Raw genomic sequence first — 16,733 nt, 5'->3', positions numbered from 1 at the left:
TGGCTTTGTACCGACGACAACGTAATCTACGAAAACGTAAAAAAGTGGGGTAGATCAATGATGAAACAGTGGCAGGTTGCAAAGCGAATTCTCCCCTTGCTGGCGGTGTTCTCTTTGCTGCTATCCGCATGCGGGCGGGAAGACTTGTCGGCAATGAAACCTCAGGGTCCTGTGGCACAAGACCAATTAGATCTGATGAAGCTGTCTATTGCGATTATGATCGTGGTGCTCATCATTGTATTTGCGATTGCTGCCTATGTCCTGATCAGGTTTCGCAGACGAGCAGGGCAGACCGAAATGCCTGAGCAGGTTGAAGGAAACTTCAAGCTGGAAGTAATATGGACAGCCATTCCACTTCTGCTGGTCATTATTTTGGCTGTACCAACAGTGCAGACGATTTTTGCCCATGGTGAAGATCTGACGAATGACAAAAACGCAGTTAAGGTCCAGGTAACCTCACATCAGTATTGGTGGGAATTCACTTATCCTCAGTATGACATAACCACCGCTCAAGACCTCATCATCCCGACCGGAAAGAAAATTGCATTCGAATTGAAAACCGCGGACGTGCTTCATTCCTTCTGGGTGCCGTCACTTGCGGGCAAAATGGACACAAACCCGGATGGAACACTGAACAAATTCAGCTTCTCTGCTCCAAATGAAGGCGTTTACCGTGGTAAATGTGCCGAGTTATGCGGTAGATCTCATGCTTTCATGGAATTCAAAGTTAAGGCTGTTAGCCAGGAGTCCTTTGACCGCTGGGTTAACGCGATGAAAGCGCCAGCTGTTCTTCCTGAGGACACACAGCTTGCTGAGAAATTCAAAACGAACTGCCTGTCTTGCCACGCTGTTGGCGATCAGGGCGGACCTGTTGCACCGAACCTTACAGGTATCGGAGGTAAGGAATCCGTTGCAGGTATTTTGCTGAATCAGCGGGAAGGTCAGGAAGAAGGTAAACCGGTACTGGATAACATGAAAGAGTGGCTTCATGATCCACAAGCTGTGAAGCCGGGCAATACGATGCCAAGTCCGAAGAGTCTGGGACTGACGGATGAAGAAATCGACGGAATTGCCGAATATTTGGCCAATTACAAATTGGACTACGAATAGAACAGCAAGGATGAAGAAGGGGGTACACAACCTTGGCTCATGCGCATAGCGTCAAGCGGTACAAGGGCTTGATGGACTGGATCACCACCGTCGATCACAAAAAAATCGCCGTTCTTTACTTGATTGCAGGCGGACTTTTCTTCGGCATTGGCGGTATAGAAGCCATTTTGATCCGGATTCAATTGATGAAGCCGATGAACGATTTTGTATCGGCGCAAGTGTTTAATGAATTGATTACGATGCATGGAACTACGATGATTTTCCTTGGCGTCATGCCGATTATTTTTGCCATTATGAATGCGGTAGTCCCTTTGCAGATCGGGGCACGTGACGTAGCGTTCCCTTTTGTTAACGCTCTAGGCTTCTGGACATTTTTGTTCGGTGGTTTGTTGCTCAATCTGAGCTGGGTGATGGGAGGCGCGCCGGATGCAGGCTGGACATCATATACACCTCTCTCCGGTTCGGAGTATAGCGGAACACACGGTGTAGACTTCTATACGATCGGTCTTCAGATCGCCGGTCTGGGTACACTTATCGGGGGGATTAACTTCCTGGCTACCATTATCACCATGCGTGCGCCAGGCATGTCCTATATGCGGATGCCGATGTTTACCTGGACCACGTTTATTACATCAGCAATTATCCTGTTTGCTTTTCCTGCCATCACGGTAGGCCTTGTATTATTGACGTTTGACCGTATTCTCGGTGCGAATTTCTTCGATGTTGCAGGTGGCGGTAACCCCGTGCTCTGGCAACATATCTTCTGGATTTTCGGACACCCGGAAGTTTACATCCTGATCTTGCCGGCATTCGGCATTATCTCGGAGGTTATTCCAACCTTCTCGCGTAAGCGGTTGTTTGGATATAGCTCTATGGTATTTGCAACCATTCTGATTGCCTTCCTGGGCTTCATGGTATGGGCGCATCACATGTTTACGACAGGTCTGGGTAACGTGGCTAACGCGTTATTCTCGATCTCAACGATGCTGATTGCTGTACCGACAGGGATCAAAATCTTCAACTGGCTCTTTACGATGTGGGGTGGACAGATTCGCTTTACGGCGGCCAATCTCTTTGCTGTCGGATTTGTACCAACCTTCGTTATGGGTGGGGTTACCGGTGTCATGCTGGCTTCTGCCCCGGCAGACTTCCAGTTCCATGACACGTACTTTGTCGTAGCTCACTTCCACTATGTTATTGTGGGCGGACTGGTTCTCGGATTATTCTCCGGACTTCATTACTGGTGGCCGAAGATGTTTGGTCGTATTCTAAGTGAGTCACTCGGGAAGTGGACATTCTGGACATTTATGATCGGGTTCCAGTTGACCTTCTTCGTACAGCATTTCCTCGGTCTGATGGGGATGCAACGCCGGATTGTTACATACTTGCCGAATCAGGATTTTGACCTGCTTAACCTGGTTAGCTCCATCGGGGCATTCCTCATGGGCGTAGGGGTCATTATATTCCTGGTGAACATCGTCATCACGACGAAGAAACCAATCGATGCACCAAACGATCCGTGGGAAGATGGTCGTACACTGGAGTGGACGATTCCATCGCCGCCGCCAGAGTACAACTTCAAACAAACACCACTGGTACGTGGTATCGATGCATATTGGAAAGAGAAGATGGCAGGCAACAAGGAGATGACTCCGGCGGAGCCGGTAGGTTCCATTCATATGCCATCTGCTACACCGTTGCCGTTTGTGATGTCGGTAGGTATTTTTATCGCCGGCCTTGGACTGATGTTCAGTAAAGACACATTCGAATTGGAATTCATGAATATCATCTTCAATAATTATATTGTGCTTATTATCGGTCTTCTCATTACATTTGGTGCGATGGCACTGCGCTCATTATATGACGATCACGGCTGGCACATTGAACCCGAGGATCAGGACGAGAAGGGGGCGAGAACATGACAACCTCACATGCCGAGCCGGTAAACGGCAAACTGCCGCATGAACCAGAGAAGGCAACGCTGGAAGGACGCAACAAGCTGATTGGCTTCTGGCTGTTCCTTGGCGGTGAGACGGTGCTGTTTGGTACACTCTTCGCGACCTTCCTGGCACTCCGCGGGCAGACCAATGATGGACCTACAGCGAATGAACTGTTTCATCTGCCGCTTGTGGCAGCAGCAACGTTCATCCTCTTGGTCAGCAGCTTGACGAGTGTATTCGCCATTCAGGCGATGCACAAGGGGAACCGAAATTCACTGGCTTGGTGGCTGGGGATCACGGTTGTTCTAGGCCTGGGATTCCTTGGTCTGGAGATTTACGAGTTCTACGAGTACGTGAAACATAAAGAGTTCGGCATGACCACGAGTGCCTTCAGTTCGGCATTCTACACGTTGGTCGGGTTCCACGGAGCCCACGTAGCGTTCGGTATTGTATGGATCGGAATCATTATCGGGCAACTGTTCAAAAAAGGATTAACGGTCGTAACCGCACCGAAAGTCTATGTCTCAGCCATGTACTGGCACTTCATCGACGTTGTGTGGGTGTTCATCTTTACGGTCGTGTACCTGCTCGGAAAGGTGGGGTAACACATGTCCGCTCAGGATCAAAGTGATCAACAGCCGGTGAAGCACCGTCACCGTGCGGAAGGGCCTTCGAAGCATGTCGTCGTGTTTATTTTCTCCATTATACTCACGTTGATTGCCTTTGCCGCCGCCGCCGCCGGAGGGGTTAACACAACCTTCACCATTATTATTATGGTTGTCATGGCCATTCTGCAGGTATTTGTACAGCTTGGTTACTGGATGCACTTGAAGGACAAAGGCCACTTGATGCCAATACTATTTATGGCCTTTGGATTTTTCGTAGCCTTTACATGTATTATTATGGCCCTCTTCTGGGTGTGGTGGTAAGAGAGATGGCGGCGGCGTATTGCCGCCGTCTTTTCCCCTTTTATACGAGTGAATGATGAATGATGGAGGTTTAACAATCTCTGGATCGTTCCAGGATTCATCAAGAAAGTATGAAATCGTGGTAAGTGAAATAAATGTTCACCAAAACAGGTCACGGGGAGGTTTCCCGTATGCTCGGGTTGCAATATTTTAGTTTTGACGACTTATGGAGTCCGCTTATTCTTGCTTTATTTTTGATTATTGCGGCAGCCTATCTCGTATTAGTGGGTCCGTTCAGCGAGAAAGTACGGGGTGCAGAGCCGGCAACTACCGGACAGAAGGTCATGTTTCTCGCAGGTCTATTCGCTCTATATCTGGCACAAGCGGGACCCTTCAATCTACTGGGTCATGTGATGTTCAGCTTCCACATGGTGAGCATGGCATTATCCTATCTTGTTGCTCCGCCATTGATGATGAAAGGTTTGCCGACTTGGGTATGGCGCGGTATTGTGCGCTGGTTGCCTAACCGCCAGCTTTCCTTCCTGGCGCATCCCATTGTAGCGGCGGTGTTGTTCAACGGACTGTTTTCCTTGTATCATCTGCCCGTTGTGCATGATTATGTCATGTTGAATTTTACCGTTCACCGGTTGTATTATATCGTACTTTTTATCACATCCATGCTGATGTGGTGGACTTTACTTAACCCTCTGCCAGAGGGTAGACAAGCTTCAGGCTTGTCAAAGGTTGGATTTATCTTTTTGAACATGGTGCTGTTAACGCCTGCATGTGGATTAATTATTTTTGCTTCCGAACCGCTGTATCAGACGTATAGCAACCCGGCCATATGGGCTGAAGCGATGAGGTATTGCGTATCTGGCGACTCCTCGGCAATTCTTCGTTCATTCGGAGGGCCGGCGTTCTTTAATGTCCTGTCTTCTACGAAGGAGGATCAGCAGGTGGGTGGTATTCTCATGAAATTTATTCAGGAGGGCATCTTTGTCTCCATGCTGGCCTATGTGTTTTCTCAATGGTACCGGAAAGAGAGGCAGGAAGAGGATGATGATCTCTCGCCTGCTGGTGGTGGTAAGGAGCAGGGGCCGCTCAATCCGGCCGCCAAATCGTGAGTGTAATGTGACGACAAAAGGGGGAACACACGATGGATATGTATTTTTGGCTACCTACAATCAGTACTTCGTTCATTGTGCTTAGTGCGATACTTGTGGCGATTGGCTGGGCTTTAATTATTCGCGGCAAACGTGAGGCACACCAGTCTGCCATGGTAGCGGGAGCGATCGCGGCTCTGATCTTTTTTGTAATCTACATGTCCCGCACCGTATTTGTAGGCAACACGGCTTGGGGCGGAGACCCGGATATGGAGATCTTTTACCGCATCTTTCTGATCTTTCATATTATTCTGGCTACCGTTGCCGCTGTATTTGGTATCTCGACACTGGTACTTGGCTTCAAAAAGAATTTTGGAAAACATCGCCGCTGGGGGAAATTTACCTCCATCATCTGGTTTGGCTCTGCACTGACAGGTACGGTGGTATATGTGTTGTTATATCTGCTCTATCCTGGGGGACACACAAGTCCGGTATGGGAAGTTATCCTCGGCACTTAAATGGATGAATCTCGCAGATGATTAGTCCATGCCATCTCTCTTATTCATTCATAGAATGAGTTTGAGAGGGGGGAACCAAATGAAAAAAACAGTCAGCATCAGTCAGACGTATCCTCGTCTTACCGTGTATTCCGAAGAGAACTACAGAGGAAGAAGCCGTATTTATCGTGGTAATACTGGACTTCGCAACCTGGACAATATTTTGGACGGGGTTGAGAGCCTGCGCTTCTTTTCAACGAGTTCGAATGCAACGCTTGTGCTGTTTACACGGCCAAACTTCCAGGGAGGCTTCCGTGTCTATCGCGGAAACACCAATCTGAGAGATTTGGATGACTTGATCCGCGGCGAAGATGTAGAGTCGTTGATCTCCACCAATCAACGTCTCACTCTGGCTGAGATTCGCGCCATCCGTAGAAACCGCAGCTTGCCAACAGGCTACAACCTCGTGTAAGACATGAGCCTCTTCTGCTATCAGGTGACCGGAAAAGAAAAAGATAAAGAAAAAGAAAAAGATAAAGAGCTGTGCCCTTCTGTGATTGACTCACAGTGTGGGGTACAGCTCTTTTTTTTAATAAGGTAGAGCAGGTATTGTTAGTCTCCGCCGCCACCGCTATCTCCACCTCCGCCACTATCCCCACCGCTGTCACTGCTTCCGTGATCACTGCTCGAATGATGATGAGAGCCCGAAGAAGAATCCGTATCGTGAAGTTTGTGATCGTGATGGAGTCGGTGGTCGTGAGTGGGCCTGGGATGAGAGTCTGTCGAAAAGTCAGAGGTCATCATAGAAGAAGACGTAGCCGAGCCAGACGAATGATGATGCTGTCTGGACTGTCTGGAATGCCTTTTGCTGTCACTTTTGCTCTTAACCCGATCTGGCTCACTTCGAATGATGAGCCAGATCATCGCAAGGATAAAACCAAAAACAAGTATAGGTTCAATAAGCCATCCCATAGGGTGATCATTCCTCTCGGCTAAAATTGCTGTGTTTATTTTATCGCAGAATGGATTCTTTTCCTATCCTGCTTTCCTGATTCAGGAAAAAAGGGGTTGACGGGACATGCGATAGGTCTGTATACTGTGTATATTGATATACACAGTAGATACAGTTAAGCACAGCAAGAATACAGTATAGTATGACAACAAGAATGATGAAAGACAGTCGAAAGGCAGGCATAGATATGGATGCATGGAAGCAAGCGTGGTGGCTGACCCGTAACGAGTATAGGAAGGATAAGCTCCAGTGGTTATGGTCTGCCGTGTTCATGATATACACAGGTAGCATGAGCGGAGTGTTATTGATTGGACAGCAGCAGAGTGATTTTATTAATCCGGTGGTAGATGCATTTTTCTTAATCATGCTACCGTTTCAAGGGTTTCTCTTCAGCAGACGTTCCTTCCGCTACATACAGGAGGATTCCTATACACAGATGCTGGCCTATTACCGAAGGCTCCCGATTCAGAATGAAACGGTAATGTGGTCAAGACTACAGCAAGCTCTGATTGCATTTGCGTACAATGGATTCTTTTTCTACGGATCGTTATATGTTGTCAGGTTGCACACGGTAGGCTTCACATGGGATGAGTATCTGGCCTTTGCGCTAAGTTGTACAGGATATGGGCTTCTGATTACAGGATTGTACATTTATGGAGAGTTTCTCTTTAGTGGTAAAAAATATTTGCTGCTCAGTTTTATGTTCTTGCCGATAGCCGTTATGATATCTGTTCTGATCCGTCTCTCGGGTAATTACGGATTCTGGTATGTTATTCACTACAGTAAATTATGGGGCATGATTTCCCCGATCATGTGGACTGCGTTGGTTGCGGGATTGGCAGTGTTATGGGGGTTCGGTCGATTGACGATGAAGAAGCTTGCCCTGAGAGATTTGAGCTAGAAGGCAACTGAAATGAAATAATAAAAAGAATAAAGGATGAGACCGGCACGTTCAGGCAAGTGATGAAGTGTACCGGAGGGCGAGGTGCAAGATGTGAAGATACCCATTCAAATAAATGAGAATAGCGCTGAACCTTTGTATCACCAGATTGAGAACCAATTAAGGTCGTTAATTATAACGGGTCAATTGGGGGAGGGGACACATTTGCCGTCCATTCGTGAATTTGCCGGCGCACTGAATTGCAGTGTGATTACGGTTAGACGGGTCTATCAGGATCTGGAGAATGAAGGCTTGCTTCGTACGAAGCAGGGGACAGGAACATTTGTGGCCCAGGTTGAGGCAGGAGAACGAGAGAACTACAGGCTGAAGGCTGCGGAGGAAGCGATGCAAGCTGCGGTGCAGTCGGGCAAAGCTGTGGGGTGTACAGAAGAGGAAATGGAAGTTTTGTTCCGGGAAGCCTTAAGAGCAAATTATTCAAAGTAAGGAGGGGAAGGTATGGTGGAACCCATAGCCGTTCAATTAAATGGTGTATCCAAGATGCGTAAACGCAGGGTTATTGGGCCGATTGATCTCACGATTCCGGAAGGATATGTTGTTGCCATTCTGGGGCATAACGGCTCTGGCAAAAGTACACTGCTTAATATGCTGCAACAAATTGTACTACCGGATAGCGGAGAGATCATGTGGTTTGGACAGGAGAAGCATTCGGGGATACTTCCGATTGAGCTGAGACAACAGATTGGCTTTGTGGCAGATAACAGCGGTATTGAAGAGAATCGGATGACGCCTCAGGAGGCAGCCGATTTCAGATCACATTGGTACCCGAGGTGGGATATGAAGCTGTTCAAGCAGCTTATGACAGACATGGAAGTGCCGAGTGATGTGAAGCTGACCAAGATGTCCAAGGGAGAACGAAGGAAGTTCGAGATTGCCGCAGCACTTGCTAGTCGTCCTAAACTGCTTCTTCTGGATGAACCTTCGTCCGGTCTTGATCCTTTTGCCTGGAAGGTGATGGTTGATCAGTTCCGCAATTACATGGAAGGTGGAGACACGACCATTCTCATAGCTACACATATTGCGGATGAAGTGAAGAGACTGGCAGATTTCATCGTGCTGATGCACCGCGGGCAGGTTCTGGGGATGGCGGAGAAAGACCTTGTGCTGGAGCAGTGGAAGGAAATCTGGTATGAAGGGGATTTGCGACCTGAGAGTATTCCGGGGGTGGTGGAATCTTTTCAGGAAGAGAATGGTCTGATTCGTGTCATTACAACCCGTGTGAGTGAAGCGCAGGAGAGGTTGGCGTTATCCAATCACCGGGTGCTCAAAATTCGCAATTTGGAACTGGGAGAAGTGCTTGAATATTGGATTGCCGGGTATGCACCCGTACAGTGGAGATAAACCGAAGGGAGACGATTCTGAATGAACCGATTGGAACTAAAGCAAGTCGTCAAACAGTACGCAGACAAGACAGCTGTCAATGGAGTTACGCTTAATGTAAAAGAGGGCGAGATTTACGGATTGCTCGGAGCCAATGGCGCCGGTAAAACGACAACGATGCGCATGGTGCTGGGCTTGATTCACCCGGATGGCGGTAACATTTTGTACAACGGCAAGCCTTATAATACAGAGCTGCAACAGATTATGGGATATTTGCCCGAAGAACGCGGATTGTACCCGAAGGTAAAAGTGAGTGAACAGATCAATTATCTGGCACGCCTCCGTGGAATGAACGCCAAAGATGCGGATGAGAGTCTGAAGTACTGGTTGAAGCGATTCGAAGTGCCAGAGTATTACGATAAAAAGATTGAGGAATTATCCAAAGGAAACCAGCAGAAAATGGGCTTTATAGCCGCGGTGGTACATAGACCGCAGATTCTCATTCTGGATGAAGCGTTTAGTGGACTCGATCCGGTTAACGTAGAGTTGCTTAAATCAACGGTTAAAGAATTGCGTGATGAAGGTACAGCCATTTTGTTCTCTACACACCGGATGGAACATGTCGAGGAGTTGTGTCGTCAGATCACAATACTTCATCGTTCTAATACGGTAGTGCAGGGCGAGATTAAAGAGATTAAGAGCCGTTACCCGCGTGAACAAGTTTACCTCAGTACTCTTGGACAGGTGGAAGGACTTGAGCAACTGGCAGGTGTGAAACGAGTGGAGCAAAATGAACGTGGATATCAGATCCAGGTCAGTGAGGTTGCGGCGGCACAGGAGATTTTAAAAACGGCGATGGCACAGACCACCGTGGAGCATTTTGAGATCAAGGAACCAACGCTTAACCAAATCTTTATTCGTGAGGTAGGTGAGTCGAATGAATAAAATGGGCACAATTACAGGTTTCACGTTCAAAAACAAAGTAAAAACAAAGTCATTTATGGTTACTACCATTGTACTTGCACTTTTAATTTCGATTGGACTCAATGTTCCATATTTCATTACTTTATTCAACGGCGGACCAATGGGCGGCGGAGCTTCCGGTAAAAATCCTGTCAACATCGGTCTTCTGACAACGGAACAGCAGGACGTAGCACAGAAGCTGGAAGACTTCTCGTCTGCTCAGGGAAATCAGGCGTATCGTTTCATCGTGAGTGGGGATAAGGATGAAGCCGCATTACAGGAAGATGCGAAGGCAGGCCTGATCGATGGTTATTTGAAACTTGAAACGGTAGCAGGACAGGAGTTTCCGAAGCCTGTTTTATATTCCACAGATGACATTTCACCTCAGGTCACTACGGCTATTGAATCTGCTCTGCAAACTGTGAAGCTGGATGTCGTAGTCAAGGATGTACTGACACCTGAACAGAAGGCGTTGATTACGACACCTGTCAAGCTGACCGCGGAGAGTCTAAGCGCCGATGATGGTGAGGCTGGAGCTGGTGCTGAAAAATCAATGAGCCCAATCAACTATATCGTCGTGTACTTGTTAATCATCTTGCTGTTCACATCTACGATGATGACAGGTAATATGATTGCTTCCGAGATTACCGCTGAGAAAAGCTCAAGAATTATGGAAATTTTGATTACGAGTGTATCTCCACTCAGTCAAATGTTTGGTAAAATCATCGGTATCTTCATGGTAGGCATGTTACAGATCGGCATCTTCGGAGCAGTTATCGCGGGAAATATTCTATTACCGCACAACCGCGCAGTACTGGATGATTTCAATTTGAGTGTTAGCGACATTAATATCGCTGTGATTGTCTATGGACTGATCTTCTATATCCTGGGTTACTTCCTGTACGCAGTGCTGTTCGCAGCCGTTGGTTCAATGGTCAGCCGTACGGAAGAGCTGGGGCAGGCAGTTCTGCCAATCACGATGCTGTCCCTGGTATCATTCTATATTGCAATCTTCAGCATCTCTGCACCGAATATTTTATTGCTCAAAGTCGCAAGCTTCATTCCGTTCACGTCACCGACAGCGATCCTTGTACGGATCGGGGCAGGCGTTGCACCGACCTGGGAGATTCTAACGTCTCTTGCCATTCTGGCCGTATCCATTCTGGTCTTTGGCTGGCTTGCAGCTAAAATCTATCGCACCGGCGTACTGATGTACGGCAAACGTCCGACCTTTAAAGAATTGTTCAAAGCGATGAAGGCGTACAAGATTTAATATTTTGAACGACAACACGAAGCAAGCAAGCAACACAGCAGCTGAAGTAGCAACAAACACGAAGATGACAGATATTATGTGTTTCTCTCATTTAATTATGGCAACAGACCGTGTTTAAGTTTTAATTAACGAACGAATGTATGAGAAGATGTTTCACGTAAAAAGTAGATCATGGCCTCCTGATGTTCAGGTGGCCATGATTCCTTTTTCGGATAAAAGATAGGGTAGCCATGAGTTCCAGGGCACACATTCGAGGAGCCGATGCTAAATGGACAGATTACGATGGATGTACAGACAATTTAGGAGTGAGCCGCTTTGGTTCCGAATTTGGATTCTCTCGATGTTGCTCATTGCCATTATATTCAGTAATTCATCTTGGATGAGTAGTGATGGATTTTCTCAAAGTTTAGCAAAGATGGCCGCAGCCCTCTTCTTTTTCTCCTATGGCGGGTGCTACTCTAAAATGGGTGCACCTTCTTTTTATTCGTAAGAAACAGGCCGGGGATCAAGATCAGTGCCAGAATGATCGCGGCTACAAGAAAACCGATATGGTACGCCTGCAATTGATTTGCAATGGTTGGATGCAAGCCTTGTATAACTGTTGCAACAGCCGTCGCAATAATGGCTGAGCCGAAGCTCGAACCAAGGTTTTCAATGATATTTATCCCAACCCCTGCCTCTGGAAGCTGCTTACTGTCAAGCCCGGTGTATGCTTCACTCATTAATGGAAGACTAATGCCCCCAACGCTGGCGCCACGAATGAATAAAATAACCGAAATCCAAATCATGCTTGTATGATCCGTGATGAAGATAAATGGAATAGATCCGATAAGTGAAAGAACAAGACTGACGATAAGCACATATTTTGCACCAATGCGGTCGATCATTTTTCCAATGAAAGGCCGAGCGATCAGCATACCAATGCCTTGAGGAATGAGTGCAACTGCTGTTTCGATGGCTGTGAAGTGTCGAAAGGTTTGAAAGAACAAAGGGAGTATTAACATCGGACCCATGATGGCGATATTTGCGAGGAATAGCCCGGCACTTGAGGCTGCAAAGTTCTTATGGGCGAACAAATTCATAGGCAGAACGGTTTGATTCATTTTGATACGATTATAAACGAGATAAATGAGAGCCGAAGCAAGGCCAATCCCCATCCACAAGATGGTTTCATGATTGTTGAAAGTGGCGTAATCCGTTGCTTTGGTAATTCCATAAATGAAAGCCGCACTCATAATGGATAAAAAGATTATTCCGAAAAGATCAAGCTTGCTCTCTTTGTTAAAAGGCTCGTAGTCTGGAATCTTTCTCATCATTAAAGGAGCGGTAATGATTACAATGAACACGTTAATGAAGAAGATCCATGGCCAAGATGCGACTTGAACGATAAACCCTCCGATGATAGGTCCCAAAATAGGACCAAAGATCATAGGAGTGCTTACGATCGCCATGACTCTGCCTAAGTACTCTTGTCCGGTTGTCTTAACCAAGAGGGTGAACATGAGAGTGGTAATGACTCCGGCGCTAAATCCCTGAAGCAAACGGAAGAAGATAAAACTGGATATATCCCGGCTAACACCGATTAGTATAGAAATTACTCCAAAAGCAATGACGGCTCCAATGAAGACCTTCTTGCCATTAAATTGATTCATAAGCCAACCCGATACCGGAACCGCAATCGCAAGGGCTAAAATATATCCTGTAATGGCCCATTGAATGGTGCTTAATGTGGTATGAAAATCTTTTGTGAGTTGACTTACAGCGATATTCACCATTGTAGAATCCAACATGGGAACGATTGCTCCAAGAGCAATGGCCCAAGCGGTAATCAGGATGTGTTTAGGTATTCCTGTTTCTTTTACTTTGTTTGTACGCATAGTAAACTCCTCTAATCAATATTGTTTCCTTGTCAACCAAAAGTCTATCCTTATTTAGTTTCCTTGTCAACAATAAAAAGGGTTTAAAAAAAGCATCCGTGTCTCTTTAGAGAAGGTTGCTCTTGGTTTTATTCTTAATTTATAGTTGTATCACTTCATTATATCCAAACCTTGTTTCTTTATTTCAGTGTCCAAATGTTTGCTGTACAGCTCAATGAAGTTCAGCATGTGATCGAACTGCTCTTCCGTTACATGATCGAATACAGATTCGTCTCTTTCCTGAAACTCTTTATGCAGTTTCTCGTGAATGTCGAATACGACTCTGCCTTGCTGGGTGAGTCTAAAAAAGACCTCTTTCTTGTTATTCGCTTTCTGATAATCTTCGATCAGGCCTTTTTCAATAAGTTTCTTTGTTAATTTACTTATAGCTCCCTTGGTCATATACATGGACTCCGCCAGCTTGGTTACATTGGAATCTACATTTTTCTCTATAAATTCAATGCAATGGACTTCAGAAGGCTTGTACCCTTGAAGACTGCTTTCCATTTTCGATTTATTAATCCAGACTAACTTGTTGAATAAGTCCCTGAAATTCAGCATAACCTGTTCTTGCTTGTTCATGGTTGGTCACCCCATATGAGTAATAAGATAAAGTGAGACAGAACATAGAAGCACCATCATACATAGTAGTACGTGAATTAATATCACTGACAACGTTTATCTCCTACGATAAACTATAACCTTTTATAAGATGAAATCAAATGAATTAAAGCGAGCACGATTTGCTAGCTATCCTGATATCTTTTTAAAATACACTTTAATTAGGGAATTCGATAGAATTGCAATAGTTAGAGCCCATAGTGTGCCATTGGATGGAGCAAAGCAAATTATAGTGGAGATTGAGAGGATCAGAAGTGAATGGTGTCTATCAGATAGCCAAGAAACTGAACATTTCAATGCATATAATCTGACGCGCATGTTAATTATAACCTTTAATAATGAAGTCATGTCATCCGAGAAATATGACTTCACCCGGAAAGGAGCATGCGACGTGCCTGATTGGTTAGAGGTTATTATTAGAACATTTTCTGCGGTAACTATGCTGTTTCTCATCACCAAAATCTTAGGTAAGCGGCAGATTTCTGAACTTTCCTTGTTTGAATATATAACGGGTATTACTTTGGGGAACCTGGTAGGATATATTTCTCTGGATACCGACACAAGCTGGTATTTGGGTTTTCTTGCTGTGTTGGTGTGGGTCTCTGTCTCCGCAGGAGCGGAGTATTTAACGATGAAAAGTAAAAAGTTCCGCGATATTGTGGATGGAAAATCAACGATCCTTGTTGAAAATGGAGCTGTGATTCAAAAAAATCTGAAGAAGGAACGGCTGACGATGGATGAGTTTCTGGAGCAGCTTCGTAAGAAAGATGTTTTTCGGGTGGCTGATGTGGAATTTGCGGTAATGGAACAGAGCGGAGATATCAGTGTGTTATTAAAAAAGGAATATCAACCGCTCACCGCAGACATGCTGGGATATCGTCTTTCTTCGGAAAAGGAACCTCGTACGATTATTATGGATGGTCACATTCTGCCTGAAACTTTAAAGTCTGCTGGAGTGAGTGAGGATTGGGTCAAAAAAGAACTGCGTAAGCTAGACCTGACATTAAGCCAAGTTTCAATCGGTCAGGTGGATAGTAAAGGAGAATTGACCGTGCAGACCGGAACGGAGGCTTTGCCCAAACCAGCCAATTCAAATCCAAATGATCAGATTAAAGACCTGGTACAACGACTGCAGGATGATTTAATCATGCGAAAGCAACTTGCATTGAATGACAAAGATCGTCTTAAATATCAGGAGGCTTTAGACCAATTTCAAACGGCAATGCATGCTTATCAAAAAACAAATCTGTCGTGAAAAGGTACATAACAAAACCATTTCGAACCCTGGCTAAAGCCAGGGTTCTTTTTATAGATCATAGTAATCTATGAATATCTGGAAAATTTTCCGAAACGAGATTCGCATTAGAACGTAATATAGAAAGTGAAAGTTACCTCGTTGATCTTTGTCTACATCAAAAGTGTAGAAATTAGAAGAAGAAGGGAAACACATACTATATGAAGCAATGGAAACACGTACTCTTATCTCTTACCGTCTCAGTAGGATTGCTCGCATCAGCAGTTCCGGCACTGGCTGCTCCACAAGACACAGCTGTTAAAATCGATAATAAAGCTGTTACATACAATGCGGGTGCACCTATTGTTGAAAAAGGAACGACTTTCGTTCCACTCCGTACAACGCTGAATGCACTTGATGCTAAACTGGCGGGTACAACCGATGACAGTATCACGGCAATCGTTCATGGCAAGACCATTACGCTGAAAAGCAAACTTGTTCGCATCAATGGTGTTACTTACGCGCCGATTCGTATCGTTGGCGATGCTGCAGGATATGAGGTTCGCTGGGATAAGGCTACAAGAACCGTGTTGCTGGTATCCAAAAGCGACGGCACAGTCGAAACGGCTCAAAACGGTGGACGCGGCTTTATGTGGGAAGTGCAAAGCAACGGCAATACCGTATATCTGGTAGGGTCGATGCATGTGGCAGACAAGAGTTTTTACCCGTTGCGTCCTGAATTTGAAGAGGCGTTTGCTGAAGCTGACTATCTTGGTGTAGAAATAGATCTGAGTAAAGCGGCAGACGAAGAACAACAGAAGCTGGTTTTAAGTATGGGTTCATATCAGGATGGTACAACGTTGAAGGATCATGTCTCCAGTGAGACATACAGCAAGCTTGGTGAGATTTTGAAGAAGAAGGGATTAGAGCCTAACGCGCTGGATGCATTTAAGCCTTGGGTGGTGGAAACTACACTGGGAAGTTTGAAGATGTCATCAGCTGGACTGGAAGCAGCGTCGGGTGTAGATTTGTATTTTATTCAAAAAGCGATTGAGCGTAAAATCCCTGTCATTGAACTTGAATCCTACCAGTCTCAATTAGGGATGTTCGATAATTTCTCAAAAGAATTACAGGAAAAAACACTGCGTTCCACAATCGACAACTTCGATGTACTGGACAAGTCCGCGAATCAGATGGCTGAGATGTGGAAAACAGGTAACGACGAGCAACTGCTGGAGTTGACCAACACCTTCTCCGATGATGAAGAGTATAACAAAGCTATGTTGGTAGACCGTAATATTGGTATGGCCGACAAGATCGATGGTTACTTGAAAAACGGGAAAGGCGAAGAGTACTTTATCGTTGTTGGTGCGGCGCACTATTTAGGGGATCACGGGATCGTGAAGTTGCTAGAGGATAAGGGATATAAGGTAGAGCGTAAGTAAGGTGAATGCAGATGGGTGAGGTATCTAATGGTTTACTCTATCTAATGGTTTACTCTATCTGATAACCTTTATTTGCTTTTATAAAAGGAGTGTAATTGAGCCCTTCCAGACGTTTGGTCTGAGAGGGCTTCTTTCTATAATAAGTGTCTTCATATCTAATGATAAATAGGAATAGTTATAGATGTTGTAGATTAGGGTGCTGATAGACTGTGTTAATCCTTGTGGGAATAATTCATTGGGGAAGAGTGGATCATTCAATTTAATAAATAATGCTTTACATGTGGTACTTATATGTGGTATATTCTAATTCCGGCCAAGAAAACACGGTTTACACGGTGCGGCAAGCCAATGAAAACAAGCTTCGAAAGAAACTTGAAAAAAAGAGCTTGCAAAGTTGGTTCGGACATGATATTATATAAGAGTTGCTGAAACG

Annotated in this window: 17 protein-coding genes; 14 read left to right on the top strand and 3 right to left on the bottom strand. The window is 45.5% G+C overall.

What is annotated here, in order from left to right; genetic code table 11:
• Positions 1-57 precede the first annotated feature (57 nt).
• The 7 genes from coxB (at position 58) to FS818_RS19500 (ending at position 6,030) form a co-directional block, all read left to right on the top strand.
• Positions 58-1,110, top strand: coding sequence for a cytochrome c oxidase subunit II (gene coxB, locus FS818_RS19530; RefSeq protein WP_145333880.1), 1,053 nt, complete (start codon positions 58-60; stop codon positions 1,108-1,110).
• A gap of 71 nt (positions 1,111-1,181) precedes the next feature.
• Positions 1,182-3,032 (top strand): cytochrome c oxidase subunit I, encoded by a 1,851-nt coding sequence (gene ctaD, locus FS818_RS19525; protein ID WP_397351799.1) that lies wholly within the window; start codon positions 1,182-1,184, stop codon positions 3,030-3,032.
• Positions 3,029-3,655 carry a cytochrome c oxidase subunit 3 gene (locus FS818_RS19520; RefSeq protein WP_145333876.1) on the top strand — a complete coding sequence of 209 codons (627 nt, stop codon included), beginning with the start codon at positions 3,029-3,031 and terminating at the stop codon, positions 3,653-3,655. The genes ctaD and FS818_RS19520 overlap by 4 nt, the downstream gene beginning before the upstream one ends.
• 3 nt (positions 3,656-3,658) lie before the next feature.
• Complete coding sequence (locus FS818_RS19515) at positions 3,659-3,979, top strand: cytochrome C oxidase subunit IV family protein (protein WP_090918552.1); 321 nt, start codon at positions 3,659-3,661, stop codon at positions 3,977-3,979.
• A gap of 170 nt (positions 3,980-4,149) precedes the next feature.
• Positions 4,150-5,082 (top strand): cytochrome c oxidase assembly factor CtaG, encoded by a 933-nt coding sequence (gene ctaG / locus FS818_RS19510; RefSeq protein ID WP_145333874.1) that lies wholly within the window; start codon positions 4,150-4,152, stop codon positions 5,080-5,082.
• 32 nt (positions 5,083-5,114) lie between these two features.
• The gene (locus tag FS818_RS19505; RefSeq protein WP_145333872.1) at positions 5,115-5,579 is read left to right on the top strand and encodes a DUF420 domain-containing protein; all 465 of its coding nucleotides are present in this window, start codon (positions 5,115-5,117) and stop codon (positions 5,577-5,579) included.
• A gap of 79 nt (positions 5,580-5,658) precedes the next feature.
• A complete protein-coding gene (locus FS818_RS19500; protein ID WP_090918546.1) occupies positions 5,659-6,030 on the top strand; it encodes a hypothetical protein in 372 nt (123 codons plus the stop codon).
• 140 nt (positions 6,031-6,170) lie between these two features.
• On the opposite strand, the gene FS818_RS19495 is transcribed toward FS818_RS19500, so the two are convergent.
• Positions 6,171-6,530, bottom strand: coding sequence for a hypothetical protein (locus FS818_RS19495; RefSeq protein WP_145333870.1), 360 nt, complete (start codon positions 6,528-6,530; stop codon positions 6,171-6,173).
• A gap of 182 nt (positions 6,531-6,712) precedes the next feature.
• On the opposite strand from FS818_RS19495, the gene FS818_RS19490 reads away from it, so the two are divergent.
• The 5 genes from FS818_RS19490 to FS818_RS19470 all read left to right on the top strand — a co-directional run bounded on the left by FS818_RS19490 (position 6,713) and on the right by FS818_RS19470 (position 11,084).
• Entirely contained in the window at positions 6,713-7,471 is a 759-nt protein-coding gene (locus tag FS818_RS19490; RefSeq protein ID WP_145333868.1) for a hypothetical protein, read from the top strand.
• Positions 7,472-7,564: 93 nt separating this feature from the next.
• Positions 7,565-7,954 (top strand): GntR family transcriptional regulator, encoded by a 390-nt coding sequence (locus FS818_RS19485; RefSeq protein WP_090919013.1) that lies wholly within the window; start codon positions 7,565-7,567, stop codon positions 7,952-7,954.
• Positions 7,955-7,966: 12 nt separating this feature from the next.
• Positions 7,967-8,869: an ATP-binding cassette domain-containing protein gene (locus tag FS818_RS19480; RefSeq protein WP_186375553.1), complete on the top strand. Its 903-nt coding sequence runs from the start codon at positions 7,967-7,969 to the stop codon at positions 8,867-8,869.
• Positions 8,870-8,890: 21 nt separating this feature from the next.
• Complete coding sequence (locus tag FS818_RS19475) at positions 8,891-9,793, top strand: ABC transporter ATP-binding protein (protein WP_145333866.1); 903 nt, start codon at positions 8,891-8,893, stop codon at positions 9,791-9,793.
• A complete protein-coding gene (locus FS818_RS19470; protein ID WP_145333864.1) occupies positions 9,786-11,084 on the top strand; it encodes an ABC transporter permease in 1,299 nt (432 codons plus the stop codon). The genes FS818_RS19475 and FS818_RS19470 overlap by 8 nt, the downstream gene beginning before the upstream one ends.
• 458 nt (positions 11,085-11,542) lie before the next feature.
• Here the strand turns inward: FS818_RS19470 and FS818_RS19465 are convergent, their stop codons facing one another.
• Together FS818_RS19465 and FS818_RS19460 are read right to left on the bottom strand one after the other, a co-directional pair.
• Positions 11,543-12,961, bottom strand: a complete 1,419-nt coding sequence (locus FS818_RS19465) for an MDR family MFS transporter (RefSeq protein ID WP_145333862.1) — start codon at positions 12,959-12,961, stop codon at positions 11,543-11,545.
• 150 nt (positions 12,962-13,111) lie between these two features.
• Complete coding sequence (locus FS818_RS19460; protein ID WP_145333860.1) at positions 13,112-13,582, bottom strand: MarR family transcriptional regulator; 471 nt, start codon at positions 13,580-13,582, stop codon at positions 13,112-13,114.
• 130 nt (positions 13,583-13,712) lie between these two features.
• Here FS818_RS19460 and FS818_RS19455 point away from each other — a divergent pair, with 130 nt between their 5' ends.
• Both FS818_RS19455 and FS818_RS19450 read left to right on the top strand, forming a co-directional pair.
• Positions 13,713-14,876 (top strand): DUF421 domain-containing protein, encoded by a 1,164-nt coding sequence (locus FS818_RS19455; RefSeq protein ID WP_260989920.1) that lies wholly within the window; start codon positions 13,713-13,715, stop codon positions 14,874-14,876.
• Positions 14,877-15,076: 200 nt separating this feature from the next.
• On the top strand, positions 15,077-16,300 hold the full coding sequence (locus FS818_RS19450) for a TraB/GumN family protein (protein WP_145333858.1): 1,224 nt from the start codon (positions 15,077-15,079) through the stop codon (positions 16,298-16,300).
• Positions 16,301-16,733: the final 433 nt, after the last annotated feature.

Source organism: Paenibacillus xylanexedens (assembly GCF_007680605.1).
Classification (GTDB): Bacteria; Bacillota; Bacilli; order Paenibacillales; family Paenibacillaceae; genus Paenibacillus; species Paenibacillus xylanexedens_B.
This window is presented reverse-complemented; position numbering and strand designations above follow the sequence as displayed.

Excerpts from the sequence above, each read along its gene's own strand:
- ctaG (WP_145333874.1), top strand. The coding sequence starts at position 4,150 with ATGCTCGGGTTGCAATATTTTAGTTTTGACGACTTATGGAGTCCGCTT.
- coxB (WP_145333880.1), top strand. The coding sequence starts at position 58 with ATGATGAAACAGTGGCAGGTTGCAAAGCGAATTCTCCCCTTGCTGGCG.
- ctaD (WP_397351799.1), top strand. The coding sequence starts at position 1,182 with ATGGACTGGATCACCACCGTCGATCACAAAAAAATCGCCGTTCTTTAC.
- FS818_RS19470 (WP_145333864.1), top strand. The coding sequence starts at position 9,786 with ATGAATAAAATGGGCACAATTACAGGTTTCACGTTCAAAAACAAAGTA.
- FS818_RS19480 (WP_186375553.1), top strand. The coding sequence starts at position 7,967 with ATGGTGGAACCCATAGCCGTTCAATTAAATGGTGTATCCAAGATGCGT.
- FS818_RS19450 (WP_145333858.1), top strand. The coding sequence starts at position 15,077 with ATGAAGCAATGGAAACACGTACTCTTATCTCTTACCGTCTCAGTAGGA.
- FS818_RS19460 (WP_145333860.1), bottom strand. The coding sequence starts at position 13,582 with ATGAACAAGCAAGAACAGGTTATGCTGAATTTCAGGGACTTATTCAAC.
- FS818_RS19505 (WP_145333872.1), top strand. The coding sequence starts at position 5,115 with ATGGATATGTATTTTTGGCTACCTACAATCAGTACTTCGTTCATTGTG.
- FS818_RS19520 (WP_145333876.1), top strand. The coding sequence starts at position 3,029 with ATGACAACCTCACATGCCGAGCCGGTAAACGGCAAACTGCCGCATGAA.
- FS818_RS19455 (WP_260989920.1), top strand. The coding sequence starts at position 13,713 with ATGAAATCAAATGAATTAAAGCGAGCACGATTTGCTAGCTATCCTGAT.
- FS818_RS19490 (WP_145333868.1), top strand. The coding sequence starts at position 6,713 with ATGACAACAAGAATGATGAAAGACAGTCGAAAGGCAGGCATAGATATG.
- FS818_RS19495 (WP_145333870.1), bottom strand. The coding sequence starts at position 6,530 with ATGGGATGGCTTATTGAACCTATACTTGTTTTTGGTTTTATCCTTGCG.
- FS818_RS19475 (WP_145333866.1), top strand. The coding sequence starts at position 8,891 with ATGAACCGATTGGAACTAAAGCAAGTCGTCAAACAGTACGCAGACAAG.
- FS818_RS19465 (WP_145333862.1), bottom strand. The coding sequence starts at position 12,961 with ATGCGTACAAACAAAGTAAAAGAAACAGGAATACCTAAACACATCCTG.
- FS818_RS19515 (WP_090918552.1), top strand. The coding sequence starts at position 3,659 with ATGTCCGCTCAGGATCAAAGTGATCAACAGCCGGTGAAGCACCGTCAC.
- FS818_RS19500 (WP_090918546.1), top strand. The coding sequence starts at position 5,659 with ATGAAAAAAACAGTCAGCATCAGTCAGACGTATCCTCGTCTTACCGTG.